The organism is Streptomyces sp. NPDC005483, from assembly GCF_040606035.1.
Lineage (GTDB): Bacteria > Actinomycetota > Actinomycetes > Streptomycetales > Streptomycetaceae > Streptomyces.
The window spans coordinates 22,964-38,466 of sequence record NZ_JBEXEA010000006.1; the positions used below are offsets into that span (position 1 = coordinate 22,964).

The 15,503-nt window shown below is 70.4% G+C and carries 8 protein-coding genes; all 8 read left to right on the forward strand.

The window, feature by feature from the left end; translation table 11 throughout:
• The first annotated feature begins 40 nt into the window (after nt 1–40).
• The 8 genes from ABZT06_RS13470 (at nt 41) to ABZT06_RS13505 (ending at nt 15,467) form a co-directional block, all read left to right on the forward strand.
• Nucleotides 41–1,897 carry a glycoside hydrolase domain-containing protein gene (locus ABZT06_RS13470; RefSeq protein ID WP_355739426.1) on the forward strand — a complete coding sequence of 619 codons (1,857 nt, stop codon included), beginning with the start codon at nt 41–43 and terminating at the stop codon, nt 1,895–1,897.
• Entirely contained in the window at nt 1,894–5,556 is a 3,663-nt protein-coding gene (locus tag ABZT06_RS13475) for a beta-galactosidase (RefSeq protein WP_355739429.1), read from the forward strand. The genes ABZT06_RS13470 and ABZT06_RS13475 overlap by 4 nt, the downstream gene beginning before the upstream one ends.
• Complete coding sequence (locus ABZT06_RS13480; RefSeq protein WP_355739432.1) at nt 5,556–6,794, forward strand: SGNH/GDSL hydrolase family protein; 1,239 nt, start codon at nt 5,556–5,558, stop codon at nt 6,792–6,794. The genes ABZT06_RS13475 and ABZT06_RS13480 overlap by 1 nt, the downstream gene beginning before the upstream one ends.
• An 11-nt stretch (nt 6,795–6,805) precedes the next feature.
• Nucleotides 6,806–8,968 carry a GDSL-type esterase/lipase family protein gene (locus ABZT06_RS13485; protein WP_355739435.1) on the forward strand — a complete coding sequence of 721 codons (2,163 nt, stop codon included), beginning with the start codon at nt 6,806–6,808 and terminating at the stop codon, nt 8,966–8,968.
• A gap of 11 nt (nt 8,969–8,979) precedes the next feature.
• The gene (locus ABZT06_RS13490; RefSeq protein WP_355739438.1) at nt 8,980–10,425 is read left to right on the forward strand and encodes an alpha-L-fucosidase; all 1,446 of its coding nucleotides are present in this window, start codon (nt 8,980–8,982) and stop codon (nt 10,423–10,425) included.
• Between the two features lie 5 nt (nt 10,426–10,430).
• Nucleotides 10,431–11,372, forward strand: a complete 942-nt coding sequence (locus tag ABZT06_RS13495) for a hypothetical protein (protein WP_355740161.1) — start codon at nt 10,431–10,433, stop codon at nt 11,370–11,372.
• Nucleotides 11,369–12,265: a beta-glucosidase gene (locus ABZT06_RS13500; protein WP_355739441.1), complete on the forward strand. Its 897-nt coding sequence runs from the start codon at nt 11,369–11,371 to the stop codon at nt 12,263–12,265. Before ABZT06_RS13495 ends, ABZT06_RS13500 begins: the two co-directional genes overlap by 4 nt.
• 67 nt (nt 12,266–12,332) lie before the next feature.
• Complete coding sequence (locus tag ABZT06_RS13505; protein ID WP_355739444.1) at nt 12,333–15,467, forward strand: alpha-N-acetylglucosaminidase TIM-barrel domain-containing protein; 3,135 nt, start codon at nt 12,333–12,335, stop codon at nt 15,465–15,467.
• Nucleotides 15,468–15,503: the final 36 nt, after the last annotated feature.

Genomic DNA, 15,503 nt, shown 5'->3' on the forward strand with positions numbered 1-15,503 from the left:
CGGCAGTAACCCGACAGCCCTTTCCGACAGGGGTTCACCCATGCCACGGCTCGCCCGTACACCTGCCCTCATCGCGTCCTTCCTCGCCGGCGCTCTCGTCGCGACCACCACCACCGTGATCGCGGCCACCGACGACGACCAGCACAAGCCCACCACCACCTGGCTGACCGTGAAGGTCGCCGACGCCATGGGCACCAGGGACACGGTCACCTGGGTCCCCACCGGCTCCTTCGCCAGCTCCGCCGAGGTCCGCGTCCCGCGCTATCCGATGACCGCCATCGAGGGCAAGGACACCAAGGACCTGTCCCTGGACGCCGTACGCGGCGAACAGGTCTCCGCGCAGCTCGCCATCGCCTCCGGCACCAGCCTCGACGACGTGCACGCGAAGGTCGGCGACCTGACCGGGCCGGGCGGCGCCAAGCTCGACGGCGACAGCGCCCAGGTGCGGTTCGTGAAGTACGTCCCCGTGCAGCGGTCCAAGAGCGAGGTCGACTGGTCGGCCACCATCGACCAGGTCAGCTCCGCCAAGGAGGTCTCCGGCGACCGCAACCCGGACGTCGTCGGTGACCCGCTGGAGGAACGCGACTCGGTCGACGTCCCCGCGTACGCCGCCCAGCCGCTCTGGTTCACCTTCCACATCCCGAAGAACGCCAGGCCCGGCACCTACAAGGGAACGGTCCGCGTCGACGTCGGCGAAGACACGCAGGCCACGTACCCGCTCACCGTGAAGGTCGCCGACACCACCGTGCCGGCCCCCGCCGACTACAAGTTCTTCCTCGACGTCTGGGCGCAGCCGGAGACCATCGCACAGGCCCACAAGGTCAAGCTGTGGTCGAAGGAGCACTGGAAGCTCATCGAGGCGTACAACCGCGATCTGGCCTCGCGCGGACAGAAGGTCATCAACACGACCATCGTCGACAACCCCTGGCACCACCAGTGGTCCCTCGGCACCCGTCAGTCGCAGACCGCGACGCCGTACACCAGCATGGTCGGCTGGACGTGGAACGGCAGCAAGTTCGCCTTCGACTTCGCCCGTTGGGACAAGTACGTCGAGACCGCCAGGAAGGCCGGGCTCGGCCCTGACATCGGCGCCTTCTCGATGCTGGCGTTCCAGGACCAGGAGCACCTCACCTACACCGACACGCGGACCCGTAAGACCGTCTACGAGAACGTCGATCTGGGCGGAACCCGCTGGCGGGAGGCCTGGGGCGCCTATCTGCCCGCGTTCGAGGCCCACTTGAAGAAGAAGGGCTGGCTGAAGGACACCTGGCTGTCCTTCGACGAGCGGCCCATCAGCACGATGACGGTGGTCAAGGACTTCGTCCACGAGGTGGCGCCGGTCTTCGACGACCGGATCTCCGTGGCCGGCTCGATCAGCACCGAGGGCGTCGCGTCGAACCTGTCGGTCGACTGGGGCGGCATCGACGCGATGACGAAGGAGAAGGCGGCGCAGCGGCGCGCGGCCGGCAAGATCACCACGTTCTACGTGTACGGCGCGCCGGCCCACCCCAACACCCTGTCGTACTCCCCCGCCGTGGAGGCACGGATGCTGCCGTGGATCTCCGCCCAGCGCGGTCTCGACGGGTTCCTGCGCTGGTCGTACAACAGCTGGACCAGCGACCCCTTCAAGCAGCCCGTGCACATCTTCACCCAGGGCGACGAGTACCTGGTCTACCCGGGGAAGAACGGGCCGATGTCCAGCATCCGCTGGGAGCAACTCAAAGAAGGCATCGAGGACTTCGAGCTCATCGGGCAGCTGCGCGCGAAGGACGACGGTGACAGCGCCGCCCTCACCGAGGCGCTCAGCACGGCCACCCGGGATCTGGACGGCCGTACGAAGAACGTGACCGACATCGAGACCGCGCGGGCGGCCGTGGTGAAGGGGCTGACGTCATGAGAACGCGCGGGAGATCCCTGCTGGTCACCTCCCTGCTGACCGCCCTGTCGCTGACCGTGCCCACCGCAACGGCGGCGACGGCACCGGCCGAGGCGGAGGCCCAGGTGGTGCCCGCGGCGGGGCAGAAGCACACGGTCACCTACGACCAGTACTCCGTGCGGGTCGACGGCAAGCCCCTCTACATCTGGGGCGCCGAGCTGCACTACTTCCGGCTGCCCAGCCCGGACGCCTGGCGTGACGTGCTCCAGAAGATCAAGGCGGGCGGCTTCAACGCGGTCTCCCTGTACTTCGACTGGGGCTACCACTCCGCCAAGCAGGGCAGTTACGACTTCACCGGCATCCGTGACGTGGAGCGGCTGCTCGACGAGGCCGAGCGGGCCGGCCTGTACGTGATCGCCCGCCCCGGCCCCTACATCAACGCCGAGGTGTCCAGCGGCGGCATGCCCGCCTGGCGCTCCACCCAGGCGGGCGTGAACCGCACCTCCGAGCCGGAGTACCTGAAGGCCGCGCGGGAATGGATGAGCCGGATCAACCCGATCATCGCGCGGCACCAACTCACCCGCGGCACAGGCTCGGTGATCCTCTATCAGGTCGAGAACGAGTACCAGGGCGGGCGTCACGACGCCGACTACATGCAGACGCTCATCGACTGGGCGAAGCAGGACGGCATCGACGTGCCGACCTTCGTCAACGACGGCGGCGCCAATCAGAACTGGGTGAGCGGCAAGGGCGCCCCCGACATCTACGGTTTCGACGCGTACCCGCAGGGCTTCGACTGCAAGGACCCCGACAGCTGGAAGAACCTGCCGGACTATTCGTACGTCAACGACTGGAAGCCCGAGTCGCCGCTGCTCATCCCGGAGGCGCAGGGCGGGGCCTTCGACCCGTGGGGCGGCACCGGCTACCAGGACTGCGCGAAACTCACCGGCACCGACTTCACCCGGGTCTTCGGCAAGATGAACATCGCCGCCGGCGTCACCGGTCAGTCCTTCTACATGACGTACGGCGGCACCAACTGGGGCTGGCTCGCCGACCCGAACGCCGTCTACACGTCGTACGACTACGGGGCCCCGATCAACGAGTCCCGCCAACTCACTGACAAGTACCAGGAGTTCAAGCGTCTCGGGTACTTCGTGAACTCGGTGGGCTCGCTGGCGCGGACCGACAAGGCCACCGCGCCCGTCCCGTCCGACGAGGCGCTGCGCATCGACCGGCGCGTCAACCCCGATGACGGCACCCAGTTCTTCACCGTCCGGCACGCCGACACCCGGGTGAAGGACAAGGACGAGACGACGCTGTCCCTGTCGGGTGCGGACGGCGACTATCCGCGCGTGCCGCAGCAGGGCGCGATCACCGTCGACGGCCGGGACGCCAAACTCCTCGTCGCCGGTTATGACCTGGGTGACCAGCGGCTCGTCTACTCCACCTCGGAGATCATGACGCACGCCGCCATCGCCGACCGCGAGGTGGCCCTGCTGTACGGGCGTGCGGGCGAGGCCGGCGAGACCGTGCTGCGGTACGCCAAGCGGCCCCAGGTGAAGGTGCTCGACGGCGATGCCACCACCACGTGGGACGCCGCACGCGGCGATCTGCGCCTGAACTACACCCACAAGAGCTTGATCCGGGTTCAGGTGAACGGCCTGGAACTGCTGATCGCCGACGTCGCCGAGACCGCCCACTGGTGGCGGCAGGACACCTCCGCCGGGCCGGTTCTGGTACGCGGCCCGTCCTTGATCCGTACGGCCGACGTCGCTGGCGGCACGCTGAAGTTGACCGGCGACTCGGCCAAGGCCGCGAAGATCGAGGTCATCGCGAACGCGAAGAAGGTCACCTGGAACGGCCGCAGGACCGCTGTCACCGAAGCGCCGAGCCCGGTCCGGCTGCCCACGCTGTCGACATGGAAGTACAAGGAGGAAGCCCCGGAATCCGCCCCGGACTTCGACGACTCCTCCTGGACCACGGCCGCCCGCCTCACCGCCAACAATCCTGCCCTGAACGGCTCGTTGCCGGTGCTCGCGATGGACGAGTACGGCTACCACCACGGAGACGTCTGGTACCGGGGCCGCTTCAGGACCACCGGTGCGGCGACCACGCTCGCGCTGAACGCCGACACCGGCCCGACCGGCCAGTACGCGGTCTGGCTCAACGGCCGTTACCTCGGCACCTCCGGCGACGGCGCGCACACCTTCGACATCCCGGCGGACACCCTCAAGGCCGGCGGGGACAACGTGCTCGCCGTGCTGGCCGAGAACGCGGGCCACAACGAGGAATGGGGCCACGACTACTCCAAGGAGCCGCGCGGCCTGCTCGGCGCAGAGGTGATCGGCGGGGCCTCCACCCTCACCTGGAAGATCCAGGGCAGCCGTGGCGGCGAGAACCCGGTCGACACCGCACGCGGCCCGTACAACAACGGTGGGTTGTACGGAGAGCGGGCCGGCTGGTCGCTGCCCGGCTACCCGGACGGCGACTGGAAGCGCACCCCACTCGCCGCCAGGTCCTCGGCGACGGAACCCGGCGTGCGGTGGTACCGCACCAGCGCGAAGCTCGACCTGCCGAAGGGGCAGGACAACGCGATCGCGCTGGACCTGGCGGAGGCCGAGGGCGGCAGCACGGCCTACCGGGCGCAGATCTTCGTCAACGGCTGGCTGATCGGACGCTATCTGCCCGCCACCGGACCCCAGACCCGGTTCGTCATCCCCAAGGGCATCCTGCGCGAGCAGGGCGACAACAGCATCGCCCTGGCGGTGTGGTCCAACGGCAAGGCGGCGGGCCCGGGTTCGGCGAAACTGGTCGACCTCGGCGCGACGGCTGGCGGCATCAAGGTGAACCCGGTGGCCGCGCCCTCGTACGACGCGAAGACGTACGCCATGCCGGACGCCGGGGCCCGGGTCTCCGTGGACGCCGAGCCGTTCCTGAGCACCGGCGTGGCCACCAAGGTCCCCGTCACGCTCACCGTGCCGAAGGACGCCCCCACCGCCCGTGACGTCCATCTGTCGCTGACCGTCCCGGACGGCTGGACCGCGACCGCGGACGGGTCCACCGGCTTCGCTCGGGTCAGGCCCGGCGCGTCGGTGACCGCCGTGTACACCGTGACCCCGCCCGCCGACCCGGTGCACTACGCCGTGCTGTCGGCGACCGCTGCGCTTCAGCAGACGGGCCACCCGTCCACGGTGACCGGCGAGCGGGCCGTGCAGGTGCCGCCGCCGGGGCTCTCCAAGGACGCGTACGTCAGCGATCTGACCCTGGTCAAGGCGGTCAACGGCTGGGGCCCCGTCGAGAAGGACCTGTCCAACGGCGAGGCCGCCGCCGGTGACGGACGCACCCTCGCCATCGCCGGCACCTCCTACGACAAGGGTCTGGGCGTCCACGCGAACAGCCAGGTCCGGGTCTATCTCGGGGGCGGTTGCACCCGGTTCACCGCCGTCGCCGGGGTGGACGACGAGGTCGGTGACGGCGGCAGCGTCTCCTTCCAGGTGGTCGCCGACGGCCGCACCCTCGCCACCACCCCGGTCGTGTCCGGCTCCGACGGCGGCACCGCCGTCGACGTGGACGTGTCCGGCGCACGCTGGCTCGACCTGCTGGTCGACGGGGGCGGCGACGTCTCCAGCGACCACGCCGACTGGGCGAACGCCAGGCTGACGTGTAAGGGCGGTTCTTGATGGCCGTCCAGACACGTGCGATACGCGGCGGGCCCATCGCCCTGCTGCTGGCGCTCATCGCGGTCCTGGCGGGGCCGGGCGCGCCCGCAGAGGCCGGACAGCCGACCGACGGCCACGGCCACGGCTGGACCGGTACATGGGCGACGGCCCCGAGCGAGCACTACGAGGTCTCGGGCATGTCCGAGGTCACGGTGCGGATGCCGGTGCGCACCAGCGTCGGCGGCTTCCGGGTTCGCGTCCGGCTGTCCAACGCGTACGCCACCCAGCCGGTGACGATCGGTCACGCGACCGTGGGGCTGCGCGACGGCGGCTCCGCCGTCAAGCGGCCGTACGAGGTGCGGTTCGGCGGGGAGCGGCAGGTGACGATCCCGGCGGGCGGCACAGCGGTCAGCGACCCGGTGCGGTTCCCGCTGCCCGCCGGTGCCGACCTGGTGGTCAGCCTCTATCTGTCCGGTCAGGTCACGCACATCACCGACCACTGGTGGGCGCAGCAGACCGTGTACTGGACGGACTACCAGGCCGGTGATCATGCCGCGGACACCGGCGGTGACGCCTTCACCTGGACCACCACGAGTTGGCCGTTCCTCTCCGGCGTCGACGTGAGCGCGCCCGGGGCGGGGGCGGTGGTGGCGCTCGGCGACTCGATCACCGACGGGTCCTACTCGACGTCCGACACCAACCGGCGCTGGCCCGACCTGCTGTCCGCGCGGCTCAACGCCTGCCGGCCCGGCGCCGGGGTGCTCAACGCGGGCATCACCAGCAACCGGATCACCGCCGGGACCGAGACCAACCCCTCCGCACTGGACCGCCTCGAACGGGACGTGCTCTCCCAGCCAGGGGCCAGGACCCTGATCCTCTTCGAGGGGATCAACGACCTCGGCGGGGCCAGTGCCGAGCAGATCATCGCCGGGATGAAGACCATCGCGAGCCGGGCCCACCAGCGCGGGATACGGGTCGTCGGCGCCACGATCACCCCGTACAAGGGGTTCACCTGGGGCGGCTGGAGCGAGGAGACGGAAGCCCGGCGCCTGCAGGTCAACGCGTTCGTACGGCACTCGGGCCACGTCTTCGACGACTACGCCGACTTCGACCGGGCGGTGCGCGATCCGGCCGACCCGCAGCGGCTCGGCGAGGCGTACGACTCCGGTGACCATCTGCATCCCAACGACGCCGGCATGAAGGCCTTCGCCGACTCCATCGACCTGACCTCGCTCGGCCTCGGCCGCGGCTGTTCCTGAGGAGGACCGTAGTGCTCCGAGTTCTCGGACACCGAAGAAGACTGGCGGCCCTGGCCGCGGGCACGGCCGCCGTGCTGGCAGGGCTGCTGCTCCCGGCGGCCCCCACGGCACAAGCGGCACCGGTACAGCAGACACGGACGGCAACCCACGGGTGGACCGGGACCTGGGCCACCGCCCAGCACGCCGCCTACGACCCGGGCACCTCCGAGGTGACCGTGCGCATCCCGGTGCGGGTGAGCGCGGGCGGGTCCAGTGTGCGCATCCGGCTCACCAACGACTTCACCACCGAGCCGGTGACGATCGGGCACGCGACCGTCGGACTGCGTGAGGGCGGCAGCGCCGTCACCAAGCCGCGCAAGCTGAGCTTCGGCGGGAAGAGCGAGGTGACGGTCCCGGCGGGCGCGCAGACGGCCAGTGACCAGGTCCGGCTCACCGTGCCCGCCCTGAGCGACGTGGTGGTCAGCCTGTACTTCCCGAGCCAGCTCACCCACATCAGCCAGCACTGGATGGGCCTGCAGACCGTCTACTGGACATCCGACGGCGGCGGCGACCACGCCGGGGACGCCGACGGAGGCGCCTTCACCAGGACCGACTCCACCTTCCCGTTCCTGACCGGGGTCGATGTGCGGGGCGGCAACGCGGCCGGCTCCGTCGTGGCGCTCGGCGACTCCATCACCGACGGGGCGTCCTCCACGACCAACGCCGACCGGCGCTGGCCCGACTACCTGGCCACCCGGCTGTCCGCCTGCACGACCACCGCCGGAGCACTGAACGAGGGCATCAGCGGCAATCGGATCACCGCCGGAACGGACGGCAACCCCTCGGCGCTCGAACGGCTGGAGCGCGATGTCCTGACCCAGCCGAACACCCGCACGGTGGTCCTCTTCGAGGGGGTCAACGACCTCAGCTGGGGCGGCGCCACAGGCGACCAGGTGATCGACGGCATGAAGGAGATCGCCCGGCGCGTGCACGCCCGCGGCATGCGACTGATCGGCGCGACCGTCGTCCCGTACCGGGGCTGGGGCGACTGGTGGACCGAGGCCAAGGAGGCCGACCGGCAGAAGGTCAACGCCTTCGTCCGGGACTCCGGCGGGAACCTCGACGGGTACGCCGACTTCGACCGGGCGGTACGCGACCCGGACGACCCCACCCGCTACGCCGCCGCGTTCGACTCCGGCGACCATCTGCACCCCAACGACTCCGGCATGAAGGCGTTCGCGGACGCCATCGACCTCCCCGGCCTGCGCGTGGCGCGCGACTGCCCCTCGACCCGCGTCCGCCTCACCCCGTACCGGCCGAGTCTGGGGACCGGCGGCCAGGGCACGAAGATCACGGCGACGCTGACCAACGACGGCCCAACGACCGCCACCGGACTCCGCACCCGGCTGGAGCTCCCGGACGGCTGGACCGCCGAACCGACGGGCGGCGCACGCGTGCGTACCCTCGGCCCCGGGCAGAGCGCCACCGTCACCTGGACCGTCACCCCCGGCTCCGACACCACTTGGGGCACCCACCCGTTGGGGGTTCGCACCTCCTACCACCAGAACGGCCGGCCGCGGACCGACGCCGACGAGGTGGACGCCACGGTCACCCCCGTCCCCTCCGGTGTGCAGGCGCCGTACCGGACGACCGCGACCACCGACGACGCCCAATTCGCCCAAAATGGCGACCAGTTCGCCATCTGGGCGGGTGGCCAGGACCTGTCCGGCTGGAAGGACGAGAAGGCCGCCGTCTATCTGCCCCGCGCCGCACCCGCCGCCGGCTCCGTGACGGCCCGCGTCGTCGGGCAGACCGGCAGCGGGCCCTCCGCCAAGGCCGGGATCGCCGTCGCCAACGACCTGACCGCGCCCGAGAAGGGCGGCTACGCCGTGCTGACGATGTCCGCGCAGTTCGGTCTGGAGTTCCTGACCGACAGCGACGGCGACGGCCGCCTGGACACCTGGGCCGGCGGTGGCTCCTCCTACCACCCCGCCTGGCTGAAGCTCGTCCGCGACGGCACCGCGTACACGGCCTACGCCAGTGCAGACGGAACCGCCTGGCAGCAGGTCGCCGCGGCCACCGTGCCGTCCGCGAGCGGCGACGGCGACGCGGGCCTGGTCGCGAGCGCCGTCAACCTCAACTACCCCGGCCAGACCACCACCGCGGTCTTCGACTCCTTCTCCACGACCAAGTGAGAGGCTCCGAAATGGCAGTAGATCGAAGGCAGTTCATCACCACGGCTGCCGCTGTCGGCGGCGCCGTGCTCCTCGCCCCGCCCGGCACCGCCCAGGCCCTCACCGGCACGGCACCGACCGGCAACAGCATCGCCGACTACCAGCCGACCAAGGCGTCGCTCGACACCCACCCGGTGCCGCGCTGGTACAAGGACGCCAAGTTCGGCATCTTCGTCCACTGGGGCATCTACTCGGCGATCGGCGGAGCGACGCCGAGAAGCGCCTCCGAGTGGTACCTGTGGTACCAGAGCTTCAAGGACAGCGCCGAGTGGAAGTACCACCGCGACACCTACGGCGAGAACGTCACCTACGACGATTTCATCCCGCAGTTCACCGCGCAGAACTACGACCCGGACTCCTGGGTGCGGCTGTTCGAGCAGGCGGGCGCCGAGTACTTCGCGCTCACCAGCAAGCACCACGACGGATTCGCCCTGTATCCCAGCAAGGTGACGAACCGTCACTCCGTGGCGTACGGCCCGAAGCGTGACCTCGTCGGCGAGCTGATGACGGCGGCCCGCAAGCGCGGCACCGTACGGCCCGGCCTGTACTACTCGCTCGGCGAGTTCTTCAACCCGTCGATCGGCCGGCCCATGCGCAACTTCTACACCGACGAGGAGATCCCGCTGACCGGCTACAAGCCGGTGACGGACTACGTCGGCGACTACGAGCTCAAGCAGCTGTACGAGATCGTCGACCGCTACGACCCGGAGCTGCTGTGGGCGGACGGACAGTGGTTCCGGCCCACCGGCAACCCGCCGTGGCGCAGCGAGGAAGCCATGGCCCACTACTACAACCGGGCCAAGAACCGTAAGCACCCCAAGGGTGTCGTGATCAACGACCGGTTCGACACCCACTTCGACTTCGCGACGTACGAGCAGCGCACCAACCCCACGATGGACCCGCAGAAGTGGGAGTGCTGCATGACCATCGGCTACTCCTGGGGCTACAACAAGCACGAGCCGGACGAGGACTACAAGACCTCAGAATTCCTCATCCAGCTGCTCGCCGACGTGGTCAGCAAGAACGGCAACCTGCTCCTCAACATCGGCCCCAAGCCGGACGGCACGATCCCCGGCATCATGCAGGAACGCCTGCGGGACATCGGCGCATGGCTGAAGGTCAACGGCCCCGCGATCTACGGATCGGCGCCCTGGGTGCGGGCCGAGGAGGAAGGCAGCCCGCTCGGCATCCGCTACACCGTCTCCCCCGGCAAGTTCAACATCATCGTCCTAGGTGCGCCCAGCGGCACCCTGACCGTGCCCGGCGACATCCCGATCAGCGCCACCTCGCGGATCAAGCTCCTGGGCACGAGCGGCCACCTGAGGTGGACCCGACGGGACGGAAAGATCCACATCACCGTTCCGTCGTCCCTCCCCAGCCGCATCGCCAACGTCTTCAGCGTCGACTGGAACCGGTGAGCCGCATGGGAATCCGCGACGCAACCGAGTTCGACACCCTGGGGCCCACGCTCACCGTCACCACCGAACCGGCAGAGCCCACCGGTGGCGACACGGTGACCGCCACGGCGGTCCTCACCAACGACTGTCCCTTCCCGCTCCGTAACGCCGTGCTCCATCTGATCGGCCCCGGCTCCGTCACCGCGGCGAAGACCGTCCCGCTCGGCGATCTGCGGCGCGGCGCGCGGACCACCCGCCGCTGGGAGACGGCGATGCCGGCCGACGTGGCCGGGGACGTGGCGTTCACCGCGCACGTCGTCTTCGACGTCGACGGCCGCAGCACCGACTGCGCTCGGGCCGCGAAGACGTTCACGGTGCCCTACGAGCCCAACGGAGTGCGGGACCCGTACCGCACGTTCACCACTGCCGACGACACCGAATTCGGCCAGTACGGCAGCCAGTTGGTGATCTGGGCGGGCGGCCGGGACCTGTCCGGCGGGACCGACGAGAAGGGCGTCATCCACCTCCCGGGCTCGGTCACCGAGTCGGGTGTGGTGCAGGTCGAGGCGGTCGGCCTCACCGGGACCGACAACCCGACCGCGAAGTACGGCATCGCCGTCGCCAACGACCTGACCGCGCCCGAGAAGGGCGGTTACGCCGTGTTGACGATGTCGCTGCGGTACGGCCTGGAGTTCATGACCGACAGCGACGGCGACGGGCGGCTCGACACCTGGGCCGGCGGCGGTGGTTCGGCCCACCCGTCCTGGCTGCGGCTGGTCCGCTCCGGCACCACGTACACGGCGTACAGCACCACCAACCTGCTGTCCTGGACCGAGGTCGCGAGGGTCACGGTGCCCTCGGCGAGCGGGGCCATGGACGCCGGCGTGGTCGCCAGCGCGGTCAACACCAACTATCCGGGCACGACCGTCCGCGCGGTCTTCGACCGTTTCACCGTGGAGGAAGCGTGAGCCGCTACCGCCCCGAGGAGGACTTCCTCACGCCGCCCGTGTCCCTCACCCTCGAGCCTGCCGCCCCCGGTCCAGGTGAGGCGGTGACCCTGACGGCCGAACTCACCAACTCCACCCGGATCGCGCTGCGCGGCACAGTGCTGTGCTTCTCCGCCGGCGGCGCCACCAGCCGGACGGTCTCCCTCGGCACGGTGGCGACCGGCCGGTCGGTGACCCGTACCTGGAAGACCCGGCTGTCCGACGACGCCGAGGGCGTGGTCCCGTTCGTCGCCCACGCGGTCTTCGACGTGCACGAGCACGGATCCGACTGCGCCCGCGCGACCTCGCTGCTCCGCCTCCCCTACCGGTCGCTGGCCGGTGCCTTCGACAACGCCGGGATCTCCTCCGACACCGCCACCACCACCGCCGACATCGACGGCTCGCGCTCCAGTCTGTCCGCCGAGGCACTCGCGTCGGTCGGCCTCCGCCCCGGCGCCCAGGTCACCTATGACGGAACCGCCTTCACCTGGCCGGACACCGAGCCGGGCAGCAAGGACAACGTGGTGTCGCTCGGCCAGAGCGTACGGCTGTCCGGCACGGGCCGGCGCCTGGCCTTTCTCGGCACCAGCACCTGGGGCGCGGGGCAGGGCACCGGGAAGGTCGTGTACGCGGACGGCACCGAGCAGGACTTCTCCGTGGACGTCCCCGACTGGTACGGGGCGTACGCCTCCGCGGCGGTCGTGCTGCCGTACCGCAATCTCCCGTCGGGCCGCGACGACAACCCGGTCAGCCTCTTCACCTTCGGTGTCGAGTTGCAGGACAGGGAACTGCACTCCGTCGTGCTGCCGAAGGTCGGCGACGGCGTGGGCAGCGGTGGTCCCGCGCTGCACATCTTCGCGATGACCGTCGCCTGATCCGGGCCGCGGTGCGGCCGAGCCGACCTGAGCTCGAAAGAACCTGAACGTCCTGAAAGGAACCTCCATGACAGGCAATCAAGCCCTCAGCCGCAGAGGTCTGTTGACGGGAGCGGCCGCGTTCGGCGGTGTGGTGCTGCTGTCCCCGCCGCAGGGGGCCCACGCGGCTCCGGGGGCGGTCGGCCAGGCCGCGAAGCCGTTCGACACGACCTCCGCGTCGGTGGCGCTGCGCCGCCTGCTGCCCGACCACCACCGTCAGGTCACGCTCCGCGCGCTGGCCCCCGGTGGCGCCGACCGGTTCCGCGTCACCGGCCGGGCCGGAGCGATCACCGTGCAGGGCACCAGCCCGGCGGTGCTGCTCACCGGCCTCAACACCTATCTCGCACGGGCGGCGAAGGCTGACATCTCCTGGAACGGCGAACAGCTCGACCTGCCCCGGCTGCTGCCCGCCCCCGACGGCGAGATCACCGCGACGGCCAACGTGCCACACCGGTTCGCCCTCAACGACACCAACGACGGCTACACCGGGCCGTACCGCGGCTGGGACGCGTGGGAACGGGAGCTGGACGTCCTCGCCCTGCATGGCATCAACGAGGTCCTCGTCTACACCGGCGCCGACGCCGTCTACTACGACACCTTCCGCCAATTCGGATACTCCGACGCGGAGTTGCGAGCCTGGATCCCGGCGCCGGCCCATCAGCCGTGGTGGCTGCTGCAGAACATGTCGGGGTTCGGCGGCCCGGTGTCCCGGCGCCTCATCGAGAAGCGCGCCGACCTCGCTGGGAAAATCACCGACCGGCTGCGGAACCTTGGCATGACCCCGGTGCTGCCCGGCTACTTCGGGACCGTGCCCGACGGGTTCGTGACGAGGAACGGCGGTGACGCGCGGGTCGTGCCCCAGGGCGACTGGGGCGCCTTCAAGCGGCCCGACTGGCTCGACCCGCGCACGACGGCGTTCACGGAGGTCGCCGCCGCCTTCTACCGCGCCCAGTCGGGGCGCCTCGGCGACAGCTCGATGTACAAGATGGACCTGCTGCACGAAGGCGGAAACCCGGGCGACGTGCCCGTGGGACAGGCCGCGAAGGCCGTGGAGAGGGCGCTCCGCAAGGCCCACCCCGGCGCCGTCTGGGCCATCCTCGGCTGGCAGAACAACCCGAGCAAGGACATCCTCGACGCCGTCGACAAGTCCGGGATGTTCGTCGTCGACGGCCTCTCGGACCGCTACACCACGGTCACCGACCGGGAGAGCGACTGGGGCGGCACCCCCTACGCGTTCGGCAGCATCTGGAACTTCGGCGGCCACACCCCGATGGGCGCCAACGCACCCGACTGGGTGGAGCAGTACCCGAAGTGGCGGGACAAGGACAACAGCGCCCTGGCCGGTATCGCCGCCATGCCGGAGGGCGCCGACAACAACCATGCCGCGCTGGCCCTGCTCACCGACCTGGCCTGGACACCCGGCGCGATCGACCTCGACGACTGGTTCGCCTCGTACGCGGTGTCCCGGTACGGCGCCGAGGATCCGCACGCCCTCGCCGCCTGGCAGACCATCCGCGACACGGCGTACGGCATGACTCGCGCCGACGCCTGGAGCGAGGCACCGGACGGACTGTTCGGGGCCCGCCCGAGCCTGGGTGCGAACAAGGCAGCCGCCTGGGGTCCGGAGGCGGACCGCTACGACACCACCGTCTTCGACCGGGCGCTGACCGAACTGCTGCGGGTGGCACCGGCGTTGCGCGGCAGTTCGGCCTACCGGTACGACCTTGTCGACGTGGCCCGGCAGGTGCTGTCCAACCGGAGCCGGATGCTGCTGCCGCAGATCAAGGCCGCCTACGACACGGGCGACCGCGCGCGCTTCGACGAGCTCACCGGCGTCTGGCTGGACTGGATGAGGCTCATGGACAAGGTGCTGGCCACCAGCGGGCAGCACCTGCTCGGCCGGTGGCTGGCCGACGCCCGCTCCTGGGGCGGCACAAAGGCCGAGAAGGACCAACTGGAGTACGACGCACGGTCGATCATCACCACCTGGGGCGGCCGGCCCAGCAGCGAGGAGGGTCTGCACGACTACGCCAACCGGGAGTGGTCCGGGCTGGTCGGCGGCCTCTATCTGACCCGCTGGAAGACTTACTTCCAGGAACTGTCCCGGGCCCTGAAGGAGAACCGCGCCCCGAAGGCGATCGACTGGTTCGTGCTGGAGGACAACTGGGCGCACCGGCACGACACGTACCCGACGAAGACCTCCGGTGACGTGTACAAACTGGCCCGGCGGGTCCATGACACCCTGGCCGCCGACCCGCACCAGGCCACGCTGACCGCGTCCTCCCCCAAGGGCGCGGTGACGGAGGGCGGTGCGGTCACCGTCACGGTGGCGTTCACCAACCGCAACGGGTTCGCGCCGGCCACCGTGGTGACGCTGTCCGTCCAGGCGCCCAAGGGGATGACCGCCAAGCCGGTCGGGGCGGTGACCTCCGCCTCGGTCGCACCGGGCGAGACGTTCACGGCGGACTTCGAGCTGACGCTCACCGGCACCGTCACCGACCTGGTGACCCGCGTCCCGGCCACGGCCACCTACCGCAGCGGCGCCTCGGCGGGCTCGCCCAAGGGGACGGCCACGGCGTCGGTGCGGCTCATGGCGGCCACGGGAGTGCAGGAGCCGTACCGGACCGTGAGTTTCAACGACGCCGTCTTCGGCCAGTCGGGCACGGCACTGGCCGTCGAGGGCGCGGGCGCCGACCTGTGGGCCGGCACCAACCAGTTCGGTGCTATCCACCGCGCGGCCGCGTTCGGGGCCGCTTCCACCGCCACGGTGAAGGTGGTCTCGCAGGACAGCACCGGGGGCTGGGCCCGCGCCGGACTGATCGTGCGTAACGACCTGTCCGCCGACGGCTCGCCCGGGTACGTCAACCTGGCCGTGACGCCGTCCAACGGATGCGTGCTGTCCTGGGACTCCGGCGACGACGGCAGGTTCGACTCGATCAAGATGGCCGGTTCCTTCACCGCACCGGTGTTCCTGCGCCTGACGCGCGCGGGCTCCGCCTACACGGGTGAGGCCAGCACCGACGGCACGACGTGGACCACCATCGGCACGGCCACACCGGGCGGCGCCGCCGGCACCCAGGACGTGGGGGTCTTCATGACGGCGGCGAACGGCTGGACCAGTACCCGCGGGATCGTGGAGTTCCAGGACTTCACGGTCTCCTGACCGCGGGCCCGCCCCTGGCCCCGGCCCCCGTTGTCC